We start from the raw sequence: 22,395 nt of genomic DNA on the forward strand, positions 1-22,395 counted from the left end.
AGGTGCCGGGGCGGGCGGCGCGGACGACGACGTGGTGGACGCCGAGATCCTCGACGAGGACCGCGACGACAGGGGGAGGGCGGCGTAGTGGGGCCGGGCGGGCCGGCCCCGGCCGGTCCGCCCGAACGGGGGCGGGCGCGTAGCACGAGTGGCCGGGGGCATGCGGCACTTGCTGGACTTACCGCACCTGGTGCCGGAGGATCGCGGTACCGCCTGTTCGCGGTTGCCGAGGCACGGGAGCAGGATCCGGCCGTATGCCAGGACCCCGTCCGGGGCGGAGCCGGCCGGGGGCCGGCAGTGAAGTGGGGAACACCTATGAGGGGCAGGCGACGCGGATGACCGCCGTACCGCCCGAGGCCGCCGCGGTGCTGGCGGAGAGACCGCACCCCGGCCCGCCCGGCGACGACGAGACGCGCGGCCTGTTCCGGGCCTCCGACGCCGTCTTCGCCGAACTGTCGGGCCCGCGCCACGTCGTGGAGACGGCCAACCCCGCCTTCTTCCGGGCGCTGGGCCGGAAGAAGGCCACCGGCGTCCCCCTGGCCGAGCTGGCCCCCGAACTCACCGAGCAGGGGATCATCGACCTGCTCGACGGCGTCTACCGCACCGGCCGCCCCTACACCGCGCAGGACGCCAGGATCCTGCTGGGGCCGCCGGGCGCGATGAACGAGGCGTACTACGACTTCACCTACGAACCGCGCCGGGAGCCGGGCGGCCGGGTGGCCGGCGTCACCGCCCTGGGCGTGGACACCACCGCCGTCCGGCAGGCCCGGCAGCTCGCCGCCGAGCAGCGCGCACTGCTGGAGCAGATCGCCCTGGACGCGCCCATAGGGGACATCCTGCGCGCCATGACCGCCGCCATCGAGGAACTCGACCCCGGGGTCCTGGTCTCGGTGCTCCTCGCCGACACCGACGGCCGCCATCTGCGGCACGGCGCCGCACCCAGCCTGCCGGACTTCTACAACCGGGCCATCGACGGCGTCGCCACGGGGGAGGGCGTCGGCTCGTGCGGCACCGCGGCCCACCGCCGCGAGACGGTCGTCGTCGCCGACATCGCCACCCACCCGTACTGGGAGGAGTTCCGCGAGCCGGCTCTGCGGGCGGGACTTGCCGCCTGCTGGTCCACCCCGATCACGGGCACGGACGGACGGCTGCTGGGCACCTTCGCGATGTACCACCGCGAACCGCTCATGCCCCGCGAGGCCGACCTGGCCCTGGCCGCCGCCTTCGCCCGCACCGCCGCCCTGGCGGTGGAGCGCCACCAGACCAAGCAGGCCCGCGAGCGGGCCGAGGCCGAGGAGCGGGCCGCCCGGCAGGACCTCGCCTTCGTCCTGGAGGCCAGCACCCGCATCGGCCGCGACCTGGACTTCGGCGACAGCCTGCGCCGGCTGGCCGAGCTGAGCGTCCCGGAGCTGGCGCCGATGAGCGCGGTGGACGTGCTCGAGGGCGGACGGCTGCGGAGGGTCGCCGCGTTCGCCGCCGGGGACCGCGGCGGGCGGTGGCCGGAGGCGTCCGGGCGGAGCGGGCTCCGCCCGGACGGCGAGATGGCCGCCCGGGTGCTGGCCACCGGGGTGACGGAGGTCGCCCGCCGCGTCCCGACGTCCCCGGGCCTCTGGCGGGAACTGGGCGTCACCGGTTACGTGTGCGTACCGCTGAGCTGGCGAGGGGGCCCCTTCGCGGTGCTGACCCTGCTGTTCACCGGGGACCACCCCCTTCAGGGGCGCACCGTCGCCCTCGCCGAGGAGCTCGCCCGGCGCACCGCCGTCATCGCCCACAACGCGCGCCAGTACACCGAGCGCGTCGAGCTGGCCCGCGACCTCCAGGCCGGCCTGCTGCTGCCCGAGCCGCCCGCCGTTCCCGGGGCCGAGGTCGCCACCTGCTACCGGCCGGCCGGCGAGGGGCTGGACGTCGGCGGCGACTTCTACGACGTCTTCCCGCTGGGCGGCGGCCGCTGGGCCTTCATGATCGGTGACGTGTGCGGGCGCGGGGCGTCGGCCGCCACCGTCACCGGGCTGGTCCGCCACACCGCCCGCGCCGTCGCCCGGCTCGTCGAGGATCCGGCCAGGACCGTCGCGGAGGTCAACACCGCCCTGCTGGAGGGCGTACGGCACGGCAGCGCCTTCGTCACCCTGGTCTACGGCCGGATGACACCGGGCGAGGAGGGGCTGGAGGTCGAACTCGTCCGGGCCGGCCACGTCCCGCCCCTGGTGCGGCGCGGCGGCAGGCGGGTGGAGGAGATCACGGCCAGGGGGATGCTGCTGGGCATCGTCCCCGATCCGGCGGTCCGCACGGTACGGCTGACCCTGCGGCCGGAGGAGACCCTGTTCCTGGTCACGGACGGCTTCACCGAGGCCCGCTCGGCCGACGGCCGGTTCCTCGGCGAGGAGGGTCTGGCCGCCGCCCTCGCCCGCGCGGGCCGCGACGACGGCGCGGGCGCCCGGGAACTCCTGGACGAGGTGGTCGCCTCCGTCGACCGCTTCTCGGACGACGCGACCCCCAGCGAGGACGACAGCGCGGCCCTGGTCATAACCGCCCGCTGACCGCCCGCTGACCGCCCCGCAGGCGGTTCTGCGGCGGCCGACCGCGTCCGCCGATGTCCGCCGATGTCCGAAGACCCGTCCCGGCCAGGGGAATCGACCGGCGTCGGCATCGGTTGCACGGACCGTGCCGCGCCACGCCCGGGCGCGGCCTTCCGACGACCGAAGGCGTATCCCCCATGACCGACAACCCGTCCGCGCGCGCCCGGAACACGCTCGGCCGCCCCTTCTCCCTGGGCGGCCTCACCCTCCGCAACCGCGTCGTGATGGCGCCGATGACCCGCCAGTTCTCACCCGGCGGCGTCCCCGGCCCGGACGTGGCCGAGTACTACGCCCGCCGGGCCGCCGCCGAGGTGGGTCTGATCGTTACCGAGGGAACCTACGTCGACCACCCGTCGGCCGGCACCAGCGACCGGGTGCCCCGCTTCCACGGCGAGGACGCGCTCGCGGGCTGGGAGAAGGTGGCCGACGCGGTCCACCGCGCGGGCGGGGCGGTCATGCCGCAGCTGTGGCACGTGGGCATGGCGCGTGCCGCCGGGGCTCCGCCGTTCCCCGACGCCCCGCGCACGGGCCCCTCCGGCGTCCCCCTGGAAGGTGACGGGACCGGCCGTGCGATGACACGCTCCGACATCGACGACGTGATCGCCGCGTTCGCCGCCGGAGCCGCCGCGGCCGAGGCCAGAGGCTTCGACGGCGTCGAGATCCACGGCGCCCACGGCTATCTGGTCGACCAGTTCCTGTGGTCGCACACCAACCGGCGCACCGACGCCTACGGCGGTGACCCGGCCTCCCGCGTCCGCTTCGCCGCGGAGATCGTGGCGGCCTGCCGTGAGGCCGTATCCCCGCACTTCCCGATCAGCTTCCGCACCTCCCAGTGGAAGCTGGGTCACTACCAGGCCAGACTCGCCGAGACGCCCGAGGAGTTGGAGGCCGTCCTCACTCCGCTGGCCGAGGCGGGGGCGGACGTCTTCCACTGCTCCACGCGCCGCTACTGGCTGCCGGAGTTCGAGGGCTCCGACCTCAACCTGGCGGGCTGGGCGAAGAAGCTGACCGGCCGCCCCACCATCACGGTCGGTTCGGTCGGTCTGGACAACGAGTTCTTCGCCGCGTTCCAGGGTGCGGACGGCGGCCTCACGGACATCGACGCTCTGCTGGAGAGGCTGGAGCGCGACGAGTTCGACCTCGTGGCGGTCGGCCGCTCCCTGCTCGGCGACCCGGAGTGGGCGGCGAAGGTGCTGGCCGGCCGCTTCGGCGACCTGCGTCCCTTCGACGCGGCCGGGCTCTCCGTCCTCCACTGAGGCCCGCGGGGTGCGGCCGGGGACGGGCCGGGCGGCGGCCCGGCGGTGTTCCCGGTCGCACTTCCGGGGCGGCAGTGCGTAGCCGGGGACGCAGGGCCGGCGGACCGTCGGCAGCGTCGAGTCCTCCTCGGCGGCCCAGGAGTGGTCCACGCCCCGGCCCCACACCACGTAGTCGCCCGCTCGGCCAGGACGACGCTGGGCGGGCAGCGGTAACCCCTGCCTCGCTCGAACCGCGCCCGCGAGCGCGGACCGCGCACCACGGGCCCGGCCCTCCGCCACGCCGGAGGGCCGGGCCCGAGCCCGTGTGCGGCGGGGGCGCGGCCCACTGCCTCGAACGGGTGAAATGCGCCTACCGGGCCGTTCCGCTCCCGGCCCGGCCGTGCCGAGCCACAAGGATGGGGCGCGGAAAGGGGCCGGTTCCGGCCGGTCCGAGTTGAGCGCGCGAGGAGGCCCGATGGGCAAGGCGTACGGTGTCGTTGCGGACATCCTGGTCGGCAAGTTCCAGTTCACCGAGGGTGAGCTGTCGCCCGGCGCCACGCTGGAGGAGATCGACCTGGACTCGTTGGGGCGGGTCGAGTTCGCCCTGACCCTGCGGGAGAGCACCGGTGTGCCGTTCGCGGACGACCAGATCACCCTGGACACCACGCTGGGGGAGATCGCCGACGCGGTCGAGGCCGCGTGGGGCGCGGGTACGGCGGTGGCTCCGCGGTGACCCGCCCCGACATCGCGGTGACCGGCCTGGGGGCGGCCACCCCGGCCGGGGCCGGGGTGGAGGAGACCTGGCGCCGGGTCTGCGCCGCCGAGCCCACGGCCTCCCGCGACAGTGAACTGGCCGGTCTGCCGGTCGACTTCAGCTGCCGAGTCCCCGAGGTGGAGGTCGCCGACCGGAGGCGCCGGCGGCAGTTGTGGCGGCAGGACCGTTTCACCCGGATCGCGCTGGCGGCGGCCGACGAGGCGCTGCGGGACGCGCGGCTGGACCCGTCCTCCTGGGACGGGGCCCGGATGGGCACGGCCGTCGGGTGCAGTCTGGGCGGGGCCGCCACCTGGGAGGCGGAGTTCGGCCGGATGCGGCGGGAGGGCCCCGAGGCGGTGTCGCCGGTGGTCATCCCGAGGCTGCTGCCGAACATGGCGGCCGGCGAGGTCGCGCTCGCGCTGGGGGCGCGCGGTCCGAGTATGGCGGTCTCCACCGCCTGCGCCTCGGGTGCCAGCGCGCTGGCGGTGGCCCGCGACTGGCTGGCCGCCGGTCTGTGCGACGTCGTCCTGGCGGGCGGTACGGAGGCCGCGGTCACGCCTCTGGTGGTGGCCGGGTTCCAGCGGGCCGGGGCGCTGTCGTCGCGTACCGGCGACCCGGTGGCGGCCTCACGGCCGTTCGCGGCGGACAGCGACGGGTTCGTCATGGCCGAGGCCGCGGCCGTCCTGGTGCTGGAGCGGCTGGCGGACGCGCGGGCGCGAGGTGTGCGCCCGCGCGCCCTGCTGGCCGGCTGCGGCACCAGCACCGACGCGCTCCACCCCACCGCACCGCACCCCGAGGGCCGGTTCGCGGAGCTGGCGGTGACCGCGGCGCTGGCGGACGCGGGTCTGGAGCCGCGGGACGTCGACCACGTCAACGCGCACGCCACCTCCACCCCGCTGGGCGACGCGGCGGAGGCGAGCATGATCGCCAGGGTCTTCGGCCACGGACCGAGCGTGACCTCGGCCAAGGGCGTCCTGGGGCACTCGCTGGGTGCCGCGGGCGCGGTGGAGGCGGTGCTCACGGCCCTGAGCATCGAGCGGTCCGCCGTGCCGCCGACGGCCAACACCGACGCGCCCGCCCCGGAGTTCGACATCGACCTGGTGACCAAGGCGGTGCGCGAACAGCGCGTCGGTGCGGCCGTCAGCAACTCATTCGGGTTCGGCGGCCACAACGTGTCCGTGGTGCTCCGGGCCGTCTGAGCCCGGCCGGCTCCCGCTCCCCGTTCCGGCCCGCGTTCCGTACCCGCGTCAGGCGGGCGCGGGCGCGGGTACGGGGCGCAGGGCGTCGGCGAGGCCCGCGGGCCAGACGGCCTCCGGAGTGAAGCCGAGGTCGCGGGCGGCCCGCTCGTGGCCGCAGATCCAGGCGGGACGGGCCAGTTCGCGGACCTTGTCGCGGCAGAGCACCGACGGCCGTCCCCGTGCCCGCGCCGCCGCCTCGGCGCACCGGGCGGCGGCGTACGCCACCGGGAGGGGGAGCGGGACGGCTGTGGGCGGGCGGTGGCCGGTCGCAGCCGCCACGGCCGCCGCGAGGTCTTCGCCGCGGTGTCCGGCGCCGTCGCCGGCGTGGTAGATCCCGCGGGAGCCCTCACCGGGGCCGACGGTCGCGCCGCGGTCGGCCGCGGCGAGTAGCAGGCGGCACAGGTCGTCGACGTGGATCAGCGAGTAGCGGCGCGGCCCGAAGCCGCACACGGGCAGCACACCGCAGCGCACGGCGGCCAGCAGTGCGGGCAGGAAGTCGGTGTCGCCGGGGCCGTAGACGATCGGCGGGCGCACGACGGTGCCGGGCAGGGCGCCGGCCACGGCGCGCAGCGCCTCCTCGCCGGCGAGTTTGCTGCGGCCGTACGCCGACACCGGCGCGGGCGGGTCCTCCTCGCGGCGCGGCCGGCCGGGCGGGGAGGGCCCGGCGGCGGCCAAGGAGGAGCAGTGGACCAGGCGGGGCGGGCGCGGCAGCGCGGCCAGGGCCTCGCACAGGCGGCGGGTGCCGCCGGCGTTGACGGGGGCGTAGCCGTCCGGGCGGGCGGCCCTGACGGTGCCGGCCAGGTGGATCACGCGGTCGGCGCCCCAGGCGGCGGCCCGGCGCAGGCCGCGGCCGTCCGCGAGATCGCCGTCCAGCCGCTCCGCCTGTGCCGGGAGCCGGGCCCGGGCGGGGTCCCGCACCAGGGCGGCGACGGTGTGGCCCTCGGCCAGCAGCCGGTGCACCAGACGGGTGCCGACGAAGCCGGTGGCACCGGTGACCAGGTATCTCACCGGCGGACTCCGGGGACGTGCGGGGCGGCGGGCGCGGGGACGGCCGTGGGCAGGGGCGCGGGCGAGAGCGTGGAGGAGGCCGCGGCGGCGGGGCGCGGGGCGAGGTCGCGCCGGTAGAGGCGGTGTCTGCGGTGGAGGACGCCGCCGAAGGCCTGGGCGTAGCGGTTGGCGTCGCGGTTGTCCTCCAGCAGCCAGGAGAACTCGCTCTCGGCGCAGCCCAGGCGGAAGGCCGACCGCTGGGCCTCGGCGAGCAGCGCGGCGGTCAGCCCGCGGGCGCGGTGGGCGGCCCGGACGCCGGTGAGGATCACCCGGGCCCGGTCGACGCGCCGGACGGCCCGGGCCGTGCGCAGCCGTCCCAGGGGCCGCCCCAGAGACCGCCCCGGGGGTGTGTCGCGGGTGGCGTGCAGCGCCTGGTTGACGTCGGGCAGCCAGAAGGTGAAGGCGACCGGTTCACCGCGCACCTCGGCGAACCACACCAGCTCCGGCCGTACCAGCGGGCGCAGCCGGTCCATCGCGTGGGAGAACTCGCGGCCGGTCATGGGGACGGAGGCGTAATTCCCGGACCAGGCGTCGGCGTAGATGTCGCGGACGACGGCCAGGTCCGCCTCCAGGCGGCAGGGGTCCAGGTGCCGCAGCCGTACGTCCGGCGCGTCGGCCGCCCAGCGGGCGGCGCGGGCGGCGGGCCCGGGCGGCTCGCCGCCGGGCGGCACGGGGACCCGCCAGGACAGCAGGTCCTTGGCCTTGGTCAGCCCGCAGGCGGTGTACAGGGCGGGGTAGTAGGCGGGGTTGTACGGCATCATCACGGTGGGCGGGCCGTCGAAGCCCTCGACGAGGACTCCGCACTCGTCGTGGACGGAGAAGCCCAGCGGGCCGAGCATCGTCTCCAGGCCGCGTTCGCGCAGCCAGCCGGCGGCGGCGTCGAAGAGGGCGGCGGCGGCTTCGGGGTCGTCGGCGCACTCGAAGAGGCCGAACAGGCCGCCGCGCGCGTCGTGGAGGGCCTGGTAGCGGGAGTCGACGGCGGCGGCGATCCGCCCGACCGGCTTCCGGCCCCGGCGGGCGAGGAACAGTTCGGCCGTGCCGACCTCGAAGAACGGGTTGCGCCGCCGGTCGATCAGAGCTCTCTGGTCGCCCTTGGCGGGCGGCAGCCGGTACGGGTCGCCGCGGTGCAGGGTGCGGGGAAGGGCGGCGAAGGCGGCGGTGTCCGCGCGCCCGCGCACCGGACGGACGGCCAGGGGCGCGGAGGCGACGGGGGAGGAGCTCGCGGTGCTCACGGGGCGCGCGGGGGCGGCGTTCACGCCACCACCGCCTCGGTCCGGCCCGGCGCGGGCAGGAGCGGGCCCAGGTCGCGCCGTACCCGGGCGAAGGCGTCCAGGACGCGGGCGATGTGGTCGTCGGTGTGGATAGCCTGGGGAGTGACCCGGATCAGCGCCCGGTTGCGGGCCACGGCCGGCGCCACCACGGCGTTGGTGAACACCCCGGCGTCCAGCAGCTCCTGCCACACCCGCAGACACAGCCGCGAGTCGCCCACGTACACCGGCACCACCGGGGTGGTCGAGTCGCCGGTGTCCCAGCCCAGCGACCGCAGCCCGGCGAGCAGCCGCCGGGCGTGGCCGAACACCCGCTGCCGGCGCCCGGGTTCGGACTCGATGATGTCCAGCGAGGCCAGGGCGGCGGCCGCCGAGGGCGGCGGCATCGCGGCCGAGAAGAGGACGGAGCGGGCACTGTGGCGCAGGTGCTCGACGACGGGGGCGGGGCCGATCAGCATCCCGCCGACGGAACCGAAGCACTTCGACAGCGTCCCGGTGACCAGGTCCACCTCGCCGGTCAGCCCGAAGTGCTCGGTCACGCCGCGTCCGCCGGCCCCCAGCAGCCCGATGTCGTGGGCGCCGTCCACCACCAGCCGGGCGCCGTGGCGCCGGGCCAGCTGCGTGAGGCCCGGCAGCGGGCACAGATCGCCCTCCATGGAGAACATGCCGTCGGTGACGATCAGACGGCCGCGGCCGGGATCGGAGGTGGCCAGCAGACGGCCCAGGTGGCCGAGGTCGCGGTGGCGGTAGCGGTGGTGGGCGGCGCCGCCGAGCCGGACGGCGTCCACCAGCGAGGCGTGGTTGGACATGTCGGCGAAGACGGCGTCGCGCTCGTCCAGCAAGGCGGCGAGTGCGAGGTTGGCCTGGAAGCCGGTGGTGGTCACCAGTGCCGCCTCGCCGCCGACGAACGCGGCCAGCCGGCCCTCCAACTCCTCGTGGAGCGCGAGCGTGCCGTTGAGCACGCGTGAGCCGGAGCAGGAGACGCCGTAACGGCGCAGCGCGCGGGCGGCGGCCTCGGTCACCCGGGGGTCGGCCGACAGTCCCAGATAGTCGTTGCATCCGGCCATGACCACCGTGCGGCCGTCGATTCCGACCTCCGCGCCCCGGGAGGAGAGAGGGCGGTAGTAGGGCCGGGACGTGCTCTGCGCCGCCAGGCGGTGGAGAGCCGACCGTTCTTTTCCGAAGACATCCGCCATGCTGTTCCCCGAGGAGTTCGCGTCGAGAGGGTTGCGTCGGTTTTTTGACAGGTGTTCGTGTTCTTGTGCGACCGGATGCCGGCTACCGGTGTCCGGCATCCGCGATTTCACGTGAAGCGGCTCCGAATTTCCTCCGGTGGCCCCGTGGGCCGGGCTCGGCGCGGCTTCGGGCGGCTTCCGCGGGAGACCCCGGACCGCGTGTTCACCGGACCGGTCGCCGCTCTGATCACTGCGCCGTCCGGGGGCGGACGTGCGTCGGTCCTTTTCCCGCCGGGCGTTCCGCCAGAATACTGACACAGGATCAGAAAAGGCGCGGACAGGTGACTCGTGTGTTTTCCGGGTGGGCCGTCGAAGGTTTGCGCGAGTTCTCGACGAGTGAGCGAGAAGGCGTATGGAGACAAGCACCGCCCTGTCGCCGGTGGAGGAAGTCCACTGCGGTGCGCGGGGAGTTCCCGAAACGGTCGGAATGGCGGCGCTGTTCGCCGGCGGGCCGCCGGAGGCGGACGCGCTGCGCGCCCGGGTCGTGGAGCGCTGGGGCCACCATCCCCGGCTGCGGCGGGTACTGCTGCCGCCCGCGCCGCCGGCCCGGCTGCGCGGGCACCGCTGGCTGCCGCTCGACCGGTTCGACGCCCGCCGCCACGTCACCGTCGTCAACGCCGCCGTCGGCACCGCCGCCGGTGCCGCCGACAGCCCTGGCAGCGGCGACGGCGCCGCGTTCACCGCCCTGCTCGGCCGGCTCGTCACCCGCGCCCTGCCCGCCGGGCTGCCGCCCTGGCGGCTGACGCTGGTACGGGGCGCGGGCCGGGGGCGGTTCGCCGTCGTGCTGACCGCCCACCACGCCCTGCTGGACGGCCGGTCCCTGGAGATCCTGCTCAGCGGCCTGTTCGACGGCGCCCCCGGGCGCGGCGTCCGCAGAGGGACGGGCGTGCGGGCGGTGGGAGCGCTCAAGGCCGCCGGTCCTGACCGTCCCCGCCCGCCCGCGGCGCCCGGCGCGGGGCCCGGCCGGTCCCTGCCGCTGCCGCCCGGCCTCCGCCCGCGCCCGGACCTGGCCTGGACGGAGGTGGACGCGGACGCGGTGCGGGCCGCCCGCCGCGCCCTGCCCGGCCTGGGCGCAACCCTCAACGAGGTGCTGCTGGCCGCCGCCGTGGGCGCCCTGCGCGCCGTCCACGGCGACCCGGACCGCTGGCCCGGCGCACCGCGCCCGCTGTACGGCTCCTTCCCGGTGGACCTGCGCACGCCGCGGGAGGACCGGATGCTCGGCACCGCCGTCTCGGCGGTACGGGTGCCGCTCCCCGTGACCGCCACCGACCCCGCGGAGCGGCTGGCGGCCTGCCGGGGCGCGCTGGCGGCCTTCGGCCCTCTCCGCGGCGGCGCGGACACCGTCCGCCGCGCGGTCGGCGCCGCCGCACTGCTGGGCCCCTGGGCGGTGCGCCTGCTGGCCTCGCTGAGCTGCTCGCCGGGCTTCTGCCCCGTGACCTGCCTGGCCTTCGGCTGGCCGCGCGGCCCGTGGTCCCTGGACGGTCGGCCGCTGGAGCGGATCGTCCCCCTGCCGCCCGTGCTCGCGCCCGGGACCGTCTGCCTGGCCCTGACCGACTACGCGGGCGCTTACACCCTTACCGCGGTCACCCGCACCCTCCCCGGCGGCGCCCGGCCGCTGGCCGGCGCCCTCACCCGCGAACTGGCCCTCCTCGCCCGCCGCCCCGAGCCCGCGCCCGGCGCACCGGGCGGTCCCGCGGGGCCGGGCCCCGTGCGAACGTCCGGCGCCGGACGATTCGCCGGCGCGATCCGTGGAACGCGGAACGGACCGCCGAGGTGACGTCCGCCGATCGACGAGGATGGGGTGGCGATGAGGTACGACGAGTTCCTCGCCCGGGTCCGGGAGCTGGGGGAGTACGAGGACCGGCGGGAGGCCGAGGAGGTGACCACGGCCGTGCTGGAAGTGCTCGCCTCCCGCATCACCCCGGGGGAGAGCGAGGATCTCGCCGCCCAGCTACCAGGCCCGCTGGGCGACTTCCTCATGGAGAGCAGCCCCGAGCGGCCCGGGACGTACGGCGTGGAGGAGTTCTGCCGCCGGGTGGGCGAGCGGACCGGATCGCGGCCCAGGACCGCGGAGTGGGACGCCAGCGCCGTGCTGTCCACCACTGCCGGGGCGATCTCCGGGGGCGAGCTCAACCAGGTCCTGAGCCAGCTGCCCTCCGGCTACGCCGTGCTGTTCGGCAAGCCGGAGCTGAGCGACTGAGCCCGCCGGGAGCCGGGAGCCGGGAGCCGGGTTCGGGCGTCGAGGGGTGAGAGGCGGCGGAGTCGCGGCGTGACGGCGCGCGGCGCACGCCGCGCCACCTCCCGGCGCACACAACAACCGCATTCGCTCTGCGTGACCACTTGTCACTCTGAGCTATCAGGGGTCACCGTGGGGGCGTGACGAACGAACCCGCGACTTCCTCCGTCCGCTCCGACCGCCCCGCCGGGCCCGTACGGCACCTGCCGTGGCCCGGCGCGCGCCCGGCCGTGCCCGGTCCGGCACGGGCCGTGCCCCGCCCGGGCCGGTGGGACGGGCGCGTGCGCGCCTACCGGGCCGACGTCACCGCCGAGGGGCCGGTGGACGGCGCCCCCGTCGCCGTGCTGCTGGGCAGCTACACCGGCCCCAGCGGGGGCCTCGCGCTGCGGTGGCTGCGCGGGCAGGCCCGCCGGATCGCCGACGGGCTCGACCCCGACCCGGTGACGGCCCGCTGGGCGGCGGAGGGCACGCTCGGCCGCGTGCCGGACCGGCCCGGACGGAGCGCCGACGTGCCCGCCGAGCTGCGGCGGTGGTGCGCGGACGAGGAGTCGCAGGAGGCCGCGGCCGAACGGCTCGCCGAGGGGCTGTCGTTCCGGCTCACCGCCGCCGACCACACCGGGAGCTACATGCTGCGGGTGTGGCCCGTCGGCGTGGTCGTCCCCCGGTCGGGCACGTCGCCGTTCACCTATGTGCGGTGGCCCCACCAGCTCCCGCCCTGGTCACCGGAGCCCCGTCCCGCAGCGGCCTCCCCGCACCGGGGGACGGGATCGCGCCTCCGCTCCCGGTGACCGGGGCGGGCCCGGCGCCGGCCGCCCGGACGGTGCGGCGGGCCGCTCAGAGCCCGAACTCGTGGAGTGGCAGGTCGAGCAGGTGGCAGACCTCGCGGACCACCACCAGTTCGGCCGCGTCGAAGTAGCCGTCGGCCCCGCCGACGGCTATGCCGATACGGATGACGGCGCGGGCCTCGGAGGGTCTGCGCGCGGTCTTTGCGACCTCCCGCAGGGCCTCGGCCCGGTTGAGGTGGAAGTCGGTGGTGAGCCGGTCCAGCCAGCCCTCGAAGCGGCCGCGCAGTTCACCGGCGGGGAAGCTCCGCAGTACCTCGTCGTGTTCGATCAGCTGGGCGACGCGGCGTCGTTCGGCTGGGTCGACCGTCCCGTCCGCCGCGGCGACCAGCGCGCACATCGCCATGGACGCGTCGCGGAACGCGCCGCCCGTCAGCTCGTTCCTCTTGGCCGCCAGCCGGACCCGCACAGTCCGGGCGGACTCCGCGAGGCGGTTCCACAGGGGCATGAACACTCCGGGTGTCGGGAGGAGGCCGGGCCGCGCCGACGCGATCGGACGGAAATGGTAAGGGCTCGTCCCCGCCTCCGCGTCCTGGTTCCCGGGATTTCTACAGAATCGTAGAATCAGGGAGGTGTCGCACTGCCGCCGGGGTGCCCCGGAGGGGAGTGGGGTGCCCTCCCGGAGCTCCGGGATCCCGGCGTTGGGGCGGGGTCGGCATCGAGGGCGGATGTATGGCTCCGGCCCCCGCGGTTGCTGTTTTGCCAATCCTTTACACTTCGTCTGGAGGCCTCGGCCCCACCCGAGGTACCCGGATTCTGACCGACACAGAAGGAGCAGCACACCCGCCATGGGCGAACCTCCCAGTACCAGCCGTGCCACCCGCGGCCGCTCCGCGACGACTCAGGGAGCGGGGGTGGCACGGTGATCGAAGTCCTGCTTCTGCTGGCGGCCCTGGCCCTCGTTCTGGCCTGCGGGGTCTTCGTGGCCGCCGAGTTCTCCCTGACCACCGTCGAGCGCGGCGAGCTGGAGCGCGCCGCCCGCCAGGGGGAGCGCGGCGCCGAAGGCGCGCTCAAGGCCGTCCGGCAGCTCACCCTCCAGCTCTCCGGTGCCCAGCTGGGCATCACCGTCACCTCGCTGGTCATCGGCATGCTCGCCGAGCCGTCCCTGGCCGCGCTGCTGCGCGGGCCGCTGCGCGACGCCGGACTGGGCTCCGCCGCCTCCTCGGTGGCCACCGTGCTGGGCGTGGCCGTCTCCACGGTCGTGCTGATGGTGGTCGGCGAGCTGGTGCCCAAGAACTGGGCCATCTCCAGCCCGCTGGCGGTCGCCCGCGTCGTCGCCGGCCCGCAGCGCGGCTTCACGGCCGTCTTCGGGCCCTTCATCCGCCATCTGAACGGCACCGCGAACCGCTTCGTGCGCCGCTTCGGCCTGGAGCCCACCGAGGAACTGGCCTCCGCCCGCAGCCCGGACGAACTGGTCTCCCTGGCCCGCCGCTCCGCCAGGGAGGGCGCGATCGAGGAGGACTCCGCCGAGCTGTTCGTCCGCACCCTCCACCTGAGCGAGCTGAGCGCGGAGAACGTGATGACGCCGCGCGTGGACGTCCGCGCACTGGAGGCGCACGCCACCGCCGCCGACGCCGAGAACCTCACCCTCGCCACCGGCCTGTCGGTCTTCCCCGTCTACCGCGACGCCCTGGACGAGGTGATCGGCACCGTCCACATCCGCGACGTGCTGGCCCTCCCGGCCGACCGGCGGCCCGCCACCCCCGTCACCGATCTGCTCGGCGAACCGCTGCTGGTCCCCGAGACCCTGCCGGTGGACAGGCTGCTGGAGCGCCTGCGCGCCCGCCGCACCATCGCGGTCGTCATCGACGAGTACGGCGGCACCGCCGGGGTCGCCTCCGTGGAGGACATCGTCGAGGAGGTCGTCGGCGAGGTCCGCGACGAGCACGACCCGCTGGAGGAGCCCGACCTGCGCCCCCTCGCCTCCGCACCCGGCGGACGGGCGCGCTGGGAGGCCGACGGCGGCGCCCGCCTGGACGAGCTGGCCGCGATCGGGCTGGCCGCCCCCGAGGGCCCCTACGAGACCGCCGCCGGCCTGATCGCCGCCCGCCTGGAGCGCATCCCCGCACCCGGCGACACCGTCGAGATCGGCGGCTGGGAGCTGCGCGTCCTCGACGTCGAGCACCACCGTGCCGACCGCATACGGATCACCGCCCCCGAGGAGACCGCCCCCGAGGAGACCGCCTCCGCCGGGGCGGCGGGCCGCACCCACCGGGAGGACGCCCGATGACACCCCTGCAGCTGACCATCGGCGCCCTGATGATCCTGGTGAACGCCTTCTTCGTCGGCGCCGAGTTCGCCCTGATCTCGGTGCGCCGCAGCCAGATCGAGCCGCACGCCGAGAAGGGCGTCAGGCGCGCCCGCACCACCCTGTGGGGCCTGGAGCACCTGTCGGCGATGATGGCCACCGCCCAGCTGGGCATCACCGCGTCCTCCCTGGTGCTGGGCGCGGTCGCCGAACCGGCGATCGCGCACCTGCTGGAGCCGCCCTTCGAGGCCGTCGGCGTCCCCGGCGCCCTGGTCCACCCGGTCGCCTTCGTCATCGCGCTGGCCCTGGCGACCTATCTGCACATGCTCATCGGCGAGATGGTGCCCAAGAACATCGCCCTGGCCGCCCCCGTGCCCACCGCACTGCTGCTCGGGCCGCCGCTGGTCGCCCTCACCCGGGCCCTGCGGCCGGTGATCTTCGGCATCAACGCCTTCGCCAACGCCCTGCTGCGCCTGCTCAGGGTCGAGCCCAAGGACGAGGTCGCATCGATCTTCACCGATGCCGAGCTCACCCGCATGGCGCGGGAGGCCAGCGAGGCCGGACTGATCGAACCGGGCGGTCACGAGCGGCTGCGCGAGGCCCTGGAGCTGGGCAGCCGCCCGGCGTCCGAGGTGCTGGTGCCCCTGGCCGAGATGCACACCGTCGGCCACACCGTCACCCCCGACCAGCTGGAGCGCACCGCCACCACGGTCGGCTTCTCCCGGCTGCCGGTCACCGGCCCCGGCGGTACGGTGCTGGGATATCTGCACGTCAAGGACGCCATCGGCGTCGTGCACCGCGACCGGCCCTTCCCGCCCGAGGCGCTGCGCGCCGTCGTACGCGTCGGGTCCGGCACTCCGCTGGACGACGTCCTCACCACCATGCGCGCCGGCGGCACCCACCTGGCCGCCGTCACCGGCGACCGCGGCGAGCTGCTGGGCTTCGTCACCATGGAGGACGTCCTGGAGAAGCTGGTCGGCCCGGCCCCGGCCGCGCACTGAGCGTCCGCCCGGGACGTCCCCGGGCGGACCGCTCCAGGGAGCCGGCCCGTCCGGCTGCGGCGGCCGGGCGACGGTCGCCCCGGAAGCCGGGACGGTGGGGGAGCGGTGCCTACCGCTCCCCCACCCCCTCCGGGTCCTTGTCCTCTCCTTCGTTCAGGTCGTTCCACTTGGCCACGTAGACCAGCGCATGGTCGTGACCGGGCCAGACCGCGGGGCAGGGCGGGCCGATGTGGACCTCGGTCGTGATGTCGGACTGGTCTTCGGGACTCCCCATCAGGAGCATCTTCAGTTCGGAGACGATCTCCTGCAGGTTCTGCGCGGCCTCGGGTGTCTCCCGGGGAACCGCCGCGTGGATGACGACCTCGCCGGGGCGCGGTTCCACCGACAGCCCCAGGACGTCCCCGCCGACGCGGCCCAGTGCCGCCTGGCAGGTCCGCAGGAGGAGTTGGTCGCGGCGGAGCAGTGCCTGTACCTCGTCGGGCGGCAGACTGGGCGCGTAGTACAGCTCAGCGGGGTGGCGCATGCGCGTACGGTAGGGGCTCGCCGCGTGCTCCGCCACGGGAACGCACGCATCCGTATCGCACCGTCACCGAGCCCGCCCCGGCCCCCGGCCGGCTACCGGAGCCGGGCCCGGCTCAGGGCGGCCAGCTCCCGGGCCAGCGGCCCGTTCGCCGCCACCAGGACCGGGGCGCCGAAGACGTACGGCCGCCCGTCGCCGTCCAGCACCGTCCATCCACGGCGGCGCAGCAGCGCCATCCCGGCGGCCACGTCCCACGGCTTGGCGCCGACGCACACGCAGGCGTCCAGCCAGCCCTCGGCCACGCCGATCAGGTCCAGGCTCATGCAGCCCTGCATCCGCACCCGGTAGGCCCCGTCCAGCAGAGCGGCCAGCAGCCTCCCGGACGGGGAGCCGACGCCCCCGGCGCCCGTGACGCCGATCACCGCCCGCGACACCTCCCGGGCGCCTTCCCCCGCCGCGTCCCCGCCCTCGGCCGCGTCCCCGCCCGCACTGCCCGCGCCCGTGCTCCAGCGCCGGTCCAGGGCGGGGGCGTGGAGCACGCCCAGCGCGGGCTCACCGCCGTCCACCAGCCCCAGGGAGACGGCGTACAGCGGGGCGCCGCGGGTGAAGTTCATCGTGCCGTCGATCGGATCCAGCAGCCAGCAGCGGGACGGCACCGAATCCCCGTCCTCCCGGTCGGTCTCCTCGCCGACGACCGGGATGCCGGGCGTGCGCTCCCGCAGCACACGCGTGATGCGCCGCTCCACCTCGGCGTCGGCGTCCGTGACCTCCTCGCCCGACGCCTTGAACCTCCGCTTCGACCACTCGTCCCCCGCCTCCGTGAGCCATCCGACCCCGGCGTCGACGGCCGCCTCGGCGGCGTCGAGCAGACGGGCGAGCGGCTCGCGGTCGGATCCCACATCAGGTTCGGTGCGCATTCCACCAGTGTTTCCGAGGACCCGTCTCCCATCCGCGCCGGGCGGGCCGTACGCCGGGGAGGGGCTCGGGCATGCGGCCGTACACGCGCATGACGACCTCGCGGCAACTTGGTTGATGCAGTCCGTAGTCGTTGTAGCTGTGAACTCAGTTTCCTTGTTCTGTGGTTCTTCGTGGAGCGCACACCCGTGGCTGTCGGGCGAACCGGCCCGGCGGATGCACCGGGGTCCGGCCCCGGCCGAGCGCCGTGCCTCTGAGGTCCGGAGGCAGTGGCACAGACAGGAAGAGGGGGGTCCTCCGATGGCCCAGCACAATCCCGGCCCGCAGTACCAGCAGTGGGGTCCCGGTCAACCGCAGCAGCCGGTGCCGCCCGTGCCGCGGAAGAAGTCCGGAGCGGGGAAGATCATCGGCTTCGGCTGCCTGGGCGTCATCGCCCTCTTCGTCGTGATCGGCGTCATCGGCGCGGCTCTCGGCGCGGGCGGCGACGAGAGCGCGGAGAAGCCCGCCGCGTCGGCGGCGCCGAAGGAGCCCGGCGGCGGGGAGAAGAAGGACAAGGGTGAGGAGGCTCCCGCGCCGATCCGGGTCACGGCGGAGGCCGCCGACTTCCGGCCCACCATCCTCGCCGACGGCGGGGAGTACACCTCCGTGCTGGTCGCGGTCGTCAACAACGGTGCGGAGAAGGTCGGCGTCAATCCGCTGTACTTCGAGGTCACGGCCGCGGACGGCTCCAAGTACGACGTCGAACTCGCCGCGGACGAGCGCCAGATCGACACGGTCGAACTGGCCGAGGGTGAGAAGGCGACCGGCACCGTCACCGTCAAGGGGAAGATCGAGCCGAGGACGGTCACCTTCACCGACGGTCTCTTCGGTGACTCGATCAGGGCGGATGTCGGATAGCGGCCGGACGGGGCCACGGGAACCCGCCCTCACCCCAACGCCCTTCCGGGCGCGGCGGCTTGTACGGTGACCGGAGACGAGGTCGGCCGGACGGGGGGCGCGGAGTGGGGCGGCGGGCGAGGGCGTACGCGGTGACGGCGGCGCTCGTGGTGGGCGGCGCCGGACACGCGGCGACGGAGATCCTCGACCACAGCACCCGGTACGTTCCCCCGCCCGAGCCGGCCCCCACCGCCGCCGACGACCCCCACGGCGGGAGCGAGCGGTGGAGGGCGCCGTGCGAGGGGAAGGCTGTGCCCGGCCCGGACCCGAACTCGGGGCTCGGCCCGGACTCGGGGCCCGGACCGGACTCGGACATGCGGCCGGACCCGGCCCGGACCCGAGCGGCGACGGACAGGTGGTGCGGGAACCGGTAGTGGTGGACACGCTGGTGTGGTGTCCCGGGGAGCCGCTCGACCGGGGGAGTGGTGCTGACCGGCAGCCCCGCGCGGTGCCCCGGTGCCGCCGTGGTGGACAGCGCGTACAGCGCCGCCCGCGGGCGCGTACACCGCCTTCCTGGACGTGTGTGATCGCTTGTCCCTCCCGGCGGCGGGAGCCACGGTGGAGGGTGTGATCGACGTTTTCGCACTCTCCGCCCGCCCCGGCCGCCCCGCCGGAACCGCGGGGAACTTCTCATGGCGCGGCGCGCGCCTGGTCGTACGCGACTCCGCGCGGACGGTGGGCCGTTCGGGCCTCCGGGGTCACCTCGGAGGCGGGGTGGACGGGGAAATCGCCCGGCTCCCGGCCTACCGGGCCGAGGCCGTCGCCGTAGGGGCGGTGAGCGGCGGCACCGTCGCAGTTCACCTCGGTGCCTGCGAGGCGGTCGACCGCCACCGGGTGGTGGACTGGCTGCGGGAGCAGGCCCGCCGGATCGCCGACGGGCTCGACCCCGATCCGCGAACGGCCCGCTGGGCGCCGGGCGGAGCCCTCGTTCCCCTGCCGGACGGACCCGCCGAAGCCGCCGGGCCCGACGACGCACCCGCGGAACTGCGCCGGTGGTGCGGGGACGAGGAGCGGCAGCGGGCCGCCTGCGAACTGCTGGCACGGGGAGCGCCGTTCCACCTCGCCGTCGCCGATCACACCGGCACGTACGTGCTGAGTGCCCGTCCCGTCGGCGCCGCCCCGTAGGTCCGCTGCCCAGCCGGGCCGGTCGTCGGCCGGCCCGGCTGGGGAGGCCTCCGCGGCCCGGCTGGTAGACCTGGGTCCGTGAAAGACGGACAGATGCACGCAAGCGGCGGGGACGGCGGGGGCGTCGAAGGCGGCCGGGGGAGGGGGCGCCGTCCGGTGCCGTACGGGCGGCCCGAGGGGAGGGTGGGTGAACTCCAGCGTGAACTGGCCGAGTTCGCGGCGGCGCGACGGTGGGAGCCGTACCACACGCCGAAGAACCTGGTGACGGCGCTGGGCGTGGAGGTCGCCGAACTGGCCGAGATCTTCCAGTGGCTCACCCCCGAGGAGTCGGCGCGGGTGATGGAGGACCCGGGCACCGCGGAGCGGGTCGCGGACGAGGTCGCCGACGTCCTCGCCTATCTGCTGCAGTTCTGCGAGGTGCTGGGCATCGACGCGCCGGCCGCGCTGGAGGCGAAGATCGAACGGAACGAACGACGCTTCCCCGTTACCGTGAGTGATGAGAAGGGCGGCGGGGCGGTGGGCGAGACGGACGGTTGCGACGCCGCTCCGGGGAAGGCCAATCGTCACTCTTCGGAGTGATGAAGTTCTCCACAGTGTCGAGTTTTTCCACAGTTTTCCCGAACCCTCTAGCCAAGTGCGGCCTTGGGTATCACGCTGGGTAGCGAATGATTGCGGAGGGAAAAGGTGGATGGATGCGGTACCACTCATTGAGATCACGCGGCGAGCGCTCGCACACAGTGAGGAAGCGGCTGACGTCGTTACCGAGGCGTGGCAGGCGCAGGCGCTCGCGGAGGCGATAGGAGTCCACCTGGCCACGGCGGGTCCGCCCGAGGTGCGGGCCCAGGCCGGTGGACTGCGTGAGGCGAGCGGACGCGCCTGCGGTTCGCTGCGCGGCCCCGGGCAGCGGTCCGACGGGGCGCGCGCCGCCCGCCTGACGGAGATGAGCGACCCCCTCTCGGCCCTGCGCGAACTGGGCGGTCTGCTGGGCGAGGCCGGGGGCGCGCTGGTGCGGGTGGCGGTCGACGCGGAGGAGGAGGGGCTCTACTGGAGGTGCATCGAGGGCATCGACGCGGCCGACGAGTGCGGCGACAGGGTGACGGCGATCCGCAGGCGGCTCGCCCTCAGGCCCCGGCCCTTCCGCCGGGCCCCGCCGGCGGGCGAGGCGGGGGCCCCGCCCGTACAGGGGGGAGTCGCGCCGGTGTGCGAGGGCGCCGCGCCGGTGTGCGGGGACGGCCCGCCGGTGAGGGAGGAGGCGTAGCGAAGGTGCAGGATGGAGGGCATGGATCTGCGCATCTTCACCGAACCCCAGCAGGGCGCCTCCTACGAAACCCTCCTCGCGGTCGCCAAGGCCACCGAGGACCTGGGCTTCGACGCCTTCTTCCGTTCCGATCACTACCTGAAGATGGGCGACGTCGACGGGCTCCCCGGCCCGACGGACGCCTGGATCACCCTGGCGGGACTCGCCCGCGAGACCAGGCGCATCCGGCTGGGCACCCTGATGACCGCGGCCACCTTCCGGCTGCCGGGCGTACTGGCCGTCCAGGTGGCACAGGTCGACGCCATGTCGGGCGGGCGGGTCGAACTCGGTCTGGGAGCTGGGTGGTTCGAGGCGGAGCACACCGCGTACGGCATCCCGTTCCCCCGGGAGAAGTTCTCCCGGCTCCAGGAGCAGCTGGAGATCGTCACCGGGCTGTGGGCCACCGAGCCGGGCAAGACGTTCTCCTACGACGGCGCCCACTACAAGCTCGCCGACTCGCCCGCGCTGCCCAAGCCCGCGCAGGACAGGGTGCCCGTGCTCATCGGGGGCATGGGAGCCAAGCGCACCCCGGCGCTGGCCGCGCGCTTCGCCGACGAGTTCAACGTCCCCTTCGTCTCCGTCGAGGACAGCGAGCGGCAGTTCGGCCGGGTACGGGCCGCCGCCGAGGAGCACGGCCGCGCCGCGGACGACCTGGTCTACTCCAACGCCCTGGTCGCCTGCGTGGGCCGGGACGACGCCGAGGTGGCGCGGCGCGCGGCGGCCATCGGCCGCGAGGTGGACGAGCTGAAGGAGAACGGACTGGCCGGCACACCGGCCGAGGTCGTCGACAAGATCGGCCGCTACGCGGAGGCGGGCTCCTCCCGGATCTACCTGCAGATCCTGGACCTGCACGACCTGGACCACCTGGAGCTGATCTCCTCCCAGGTGCAGAGCCGACTGGGATGAACCCGGCGTGAGCACACCGCCCGCGCCGCCGCCCGGCCCCGTGCCCGTTCCCGCGCTTCCGCTCGCGGACGCCCTGGCGCGCGGCCCCCTCGTCCTCGACGGCGGGCTGTCCAACCAGCTCCAGGCACAGGGTTGCGACCTGTCCGACGAGTTGTGGTCGGCCCGGCTGCTCGCCGACGACCCCGCCCAGGTGGAGGCGGCCCACACCGCCTATGTGCGGGCGGGGGCGCGGGTGCTCATCACCGGCAGCTACCAGGCATCCCACCCCGGCTTCGCCCGGCGCGGGCTGGGAGGCGCCGAGACCGACGCCCTGCTGCGCCGCAGCGTGACCCTGGCCCGCGCCGCGGCGGGCGCGGCCGGCGGGCCGGTGTGGGTGGCCGCCTCGGTCGGCCCGTACGGCGCGGTGCTCGCCGACGGCGGCGAGTACCGCGGCCGGTACGGCCTGACGGTCGCCGAGCTGGAGCGCTTCCACCGGCCCCGGATCGAGGCGCTGGCGGCGGCCGCCCCGGACGCCCTGGCCCTGGAGACGGTGCCCGACGCCGACGAGGCCGAGGCCCTGCTGCGCGCGGCGGCCGGCTGCGGGGTGCCGGTGTGGCTGTCGTACACCGTCGCCGGGCCGCGTACCCGGGCCGGGCAGCCGCTGGCGGACGCCTTCGCCGTCGCCGCCGGCAACGACCAGGTGATCGCGGTCGGCGTCAACTGCTGCGATCCGCGCGACGCCGCGCCCGCCGTACGCCTGGCGGCGCGGGCCACGGGCAAGCCGGTGGTCGTCTATCCCAACAGCGGCGAGGGCTGGGACGCGGCGCGCGGGTCCTGGACGGGCGGGGCCGCCTTCGACCCGGCCGCCGCCCGCGCGTGGGTGCGCGACGGCGCCCGGCTGGTCGGCGGCTGCTGCCGGGTGGGCCCGGCGGAGATCGCCGCCCTGGCGGCGGAACTCGCGGCAGGGGCGGGACGGGAGGCGGGACCGGGGACAGAACCGGGACCGGGGCCGGGGCCGGGAGGATAGTCGTACCAGC

Annotated in this window: 21 protein-coding genes; 15 read left to right on the forward strand and 6 right to left on the reverse strand. The window is 75.5% G+C overall.

Translation table 11 applies throughout. The features are described from left to right. Positions 1-335 precede the first annotated feature (335 nt). The 4 genes from IQ279_RS18980 to IQ279_RS18995 all read left to right on the forward strand — a co-directional run bounded on the left by IQ279_RS18980 (position 336) and on the right by IQ279_RS18995 (position 5,764). Positions 336-2,537, forward strand: coding sequence for a SpoIIE family protein phosphatase (locus IQ279_RS18980; protein ID WP_206349894.1), 2,202 nt, complete (start codon positions 336-338; stop codon positions 2,535-2,537). A gap of 176 nt (positions 2,538-2,713) precedes the next feature. Beyond that, positions 2,714-3,832, forward strand: coding sequence for an NADH:flavin oxidoreductase (locus IQ279_RS18985; protein WP_206349895.1), 1,119 nt, complete (start codon positions 2,714-2,716; stop codon positions 3,830-3,832). Between the two features lie 454 nt (positions 3,833-4,286). Next, positions 4,287-4,544, forward strand: coding sequence for an acyl carrier protein (locus IQ279_RS18990; RefSeq protein WP_158239010.1), 258 nt, complete (start codon positions 4,287-4,289; stop codon positions 4,542-4,544). After that, positions 4,541-5,764, forward strand: coding sequence for a beta-ketoacyl-[acyl-carrier-protein] synthase family protein (locus IQ279_RS18995; RefSeq protein ID WP_206349896.1), 1,224 nt, complete (start codon positions 4,541-4,543; stop codon positions 5,762-5,764). Before IQ279_RS18990 ends, IQ279_RS18995 begins: the two co-directional genes overlap by 4 nt. 48 nt (positions 5,765-5,812) lie before the next feature. On the opposite strand, the gene IQ279_RS19000 is transcribed toward IQ279_RS18995, so the two are convergent. The 3 genes from IQ279_RS19000 to IQ279_RS19010 are packed head-to-tail and all read right to left on the reverse strand — an operon-like array spanning position 5,813 to position 9,314. Then, on the reverse strand, positions 5,813-6,811 hold the full coding sequence (locus IQ279_RS19000) for an NAD-dependent epimerase/dehydratase family protein (protein WP_206349897.1): 999 nt from the start codon (positions 6,809-6,811) through the stop codon (positions 5,813-5,815). Next, a complete protein-coding gene (locus IQ279_RS19005; protein WP_206349898.1) occupies positions 6,808-8,082 on the reverse strand; it encodes a GNAT family N-acetyltransferase in 1,275 nt (424 codons plus the stop codon). The genes IQ279_RS19000 and IQ279_RS19005 overlap by 4 nt, the downstream gene beginning before the upstream one ends. A 20-nt stretch (positions 8,083-8,102) precedes the next feature. Further along, complete coding sequence (locus IQ279_RS19010; RefSeq protein WP_206349900.1) at positions 8,103-9,314, reverse strand: aminotransferase class I/II-fold pyridoxal phosphate-dependent enzyme; 1,212 nt, start codon at positions 9,312-9,314, stop codon at positions 8,103-8,105. Between the two features lie 391 nt (positions 9,315-9,705). Here IQ279_RS19010 and IQ279_RS19015 point away from each other — a divergent pair, with 391 nt between their 5' ends. From IQ279_RS19015 to IQ279_RS19025, 3 genes are all read left to right on the forward strand, one after another. Then, entirely contained in the window at positions 9,706-11,130 is a 1,425-nt protein-coding gene (locus IQ279_RS19015; protein WP_206349902.1) for a wax ester/triacylglycerol synthase domain-containing protein, read from the forward strand. Between the two features lie 30 nt (positions 11,131-11,160). Then, the gene (locus IQ279_RS19020) at positions 11,161-11,553 is read left to right on the forward strand and encodes a DUF2267 domain-containing protein (protein WP_206349904.1); all 393 of its coding nucleotides are present in this window, start codon (positions 11,161-11,163) and stop codon (positions 11,551-11,553) included. Positions 11,554-11,729: 176 nt separating this feature from the next. Then, a complete protein-coding gene (locus IQ279_RS19025) occupies positions 11,730-12,377 on the forward strand; it encodes a hypothetical protein (RefSeq protein ID WP_206349906.1) in 648 nt (215 codons plus the stop codon). Between the two features lie 46 nt (positions 12,378-12,423). Here the strand turns inward: IQ279_RS19025 and IQ279_RS19030 are convergent, their stop codons facing one another. Then, positions 12,424-12,879 carry a tellurite resistance TerB family protein gene (locus IQ279_RS19030; protein WP_206349908.1) on the reverse strand — a complete coding sequence of 152 codons (456 nt, stop codon included), beginning with the start codon at positions 12,877-12,879 and terminating at the stop codon, positions 12,424-12,426. A 414-nt stretch (positions 12,880-13,293) separates the two neighbouring features. On the opposite strand from IQ279_RS19030, the gene IQ279_RS19035 reads away from it, so the two are divergent. Both IQ279_RS19035 and IQ279_RS19040 read left to right on the forward strand, forming a co-directional pair. After that, positions 13,294-14,661, forward strand: a complete 1,368-nt coding sequence (locus tag IQ279_RS19035) for a hemolysin family protein (RefSeq protein WP_206349909.1) — start codon at positions 13,294-13,296, stop codon at positions 14,659-14,661. Beyond that, positions 14,658-15,680 carry a hemolysin family protein gene (locus IQ279_RS19040; protein WP_206349910.1) on the forward strand — a complete coding sequence of 341 codons (1,023 nt, stop codon included), beginning with the start codon at positions 14,658-14,660 and terminating at the stop codon, positions 15,678-15,680. The genes IQ279_RS19035 and IQ279_RS19040 overlap by 4 nt, the downstream gene beginning before the upstream one ends. Before the next feature lie 109 nt (positions 15,681-15,789). On the opposite strand, the gene IQ279_RS19045 is transcribed toward IQ279_RS19040, so the two are convergent. Both IQ279_RS19045 and IQ279_RS19050 read right to left on the reverse strand, forming a co-directional pair. Further along, positions 15,790-16,203, reverse strand: coding sequence for a hypothetical protein (locus IQ279_RS19045; RefSeq protein WP_206349911.1), 414 nt, complete (start codon positions 16,201-16,203; stop codon positions 15,790-15,792). 92 nt (positions 16,204-16,295) lie between these two features. Continuing rightward, a complete protein-coding gene (locus tag IQ279_RS19050; protein ID WP_206349912.1) occupies positions 16,296-17,117 on the reverse strand; it encodes an inositol monophosphatase family protein in 822 nt (273 codons plus the stop codon). A gap of 298 nt (positions 17,118-17,415) precedes the next feature. On the opposite strand from IQ279_RS19050, the gene IQ279_RS19055 reads away from it, so the two are divergent. From IQ279_RS19055 to mmuM, 6 genes are all read left to right on the forward strand, one after another. Beyond that, complete coding sequence (locus IQ279_RS19055) at positions 17,416-18,012, forward strand: DUF4352 domain-containing protein (RefSeq protein WP_206349913.1); 597 nt, start codon at positions 17,416-17,418, stop codon at positions 18,010-18,012. 753 nt (positions 18,013-18,765) lie between these two features. Continuing rightward, positions 18,766-19,176, forward strand: coding sequence for a hypothetical protein (locus IQ279_RS19060; protein WP_206349914.1), 411 nt, complete (start codon positions 18,766-18,768; stop codon positions 19,174-19,176). 183 nt (positions 19,177-19,359) lie between these two features. Next, a complete protein-coding gene (locus tag IQ279_RS19065) occupies positions 19,360-19,755 on the forward strand; it encodes a nucleotide pyrophosphohydrolase (RefSeq protein WP_307792433.1) in 396 nt (131 codons plus the stop codon). A 109-nt stretch (positions 19,756-19,864) separates the two neighbouring features. Further along, positions 19,865-20,434, forward strand: coding sequence for a DUF6099 family protein (locus tag IQ279_RS19070; RefSeq protein ID WP_241028378.1), 570 nt, complete (start codon positions 19,865-19,867; stop codon positions 20,432-20,434). A gap of 21 nt (positions 20,435-20,455) precedes the next feature. Further along, positions 20,456-21,379, forward strand: a complete 924-nt coding sequence (locus tag IQ279_RS19075) for an LLM class F420-dependent oxidoreductase (protein WP_206349915.1) — start codon at positions 20,456-20,458, stop codon at positions 21,377-21,379. A 7-nt stretch (positions 21,380-21,386) separates the two neighbouring features. Then, positions 21,387-22,385: a homocysteine S-methyltransferase gene (gene mmuM, locus IQ279_RS19080; protein WP_307792428.1), complete on the forward strand. Its 999-nt coding sequence runs from the start codon at positions 21,387-21,389 to the stop codon at positions 22,383-22,385. The last annotated feature ends 10 nt before the right edge of the window (positions 22,386-22,395 follow it).

It is taken from the genome of Streptomyces verrucosisporus (assembly GCF_017114865.1).
Classification (GTDB): domain Bacteria; phylum Actinomycetota; class Actinomycetes; order Streptomycetales; family Streptomycetaceae; genus Streptomyces; species Streptomyces fenghuangensis.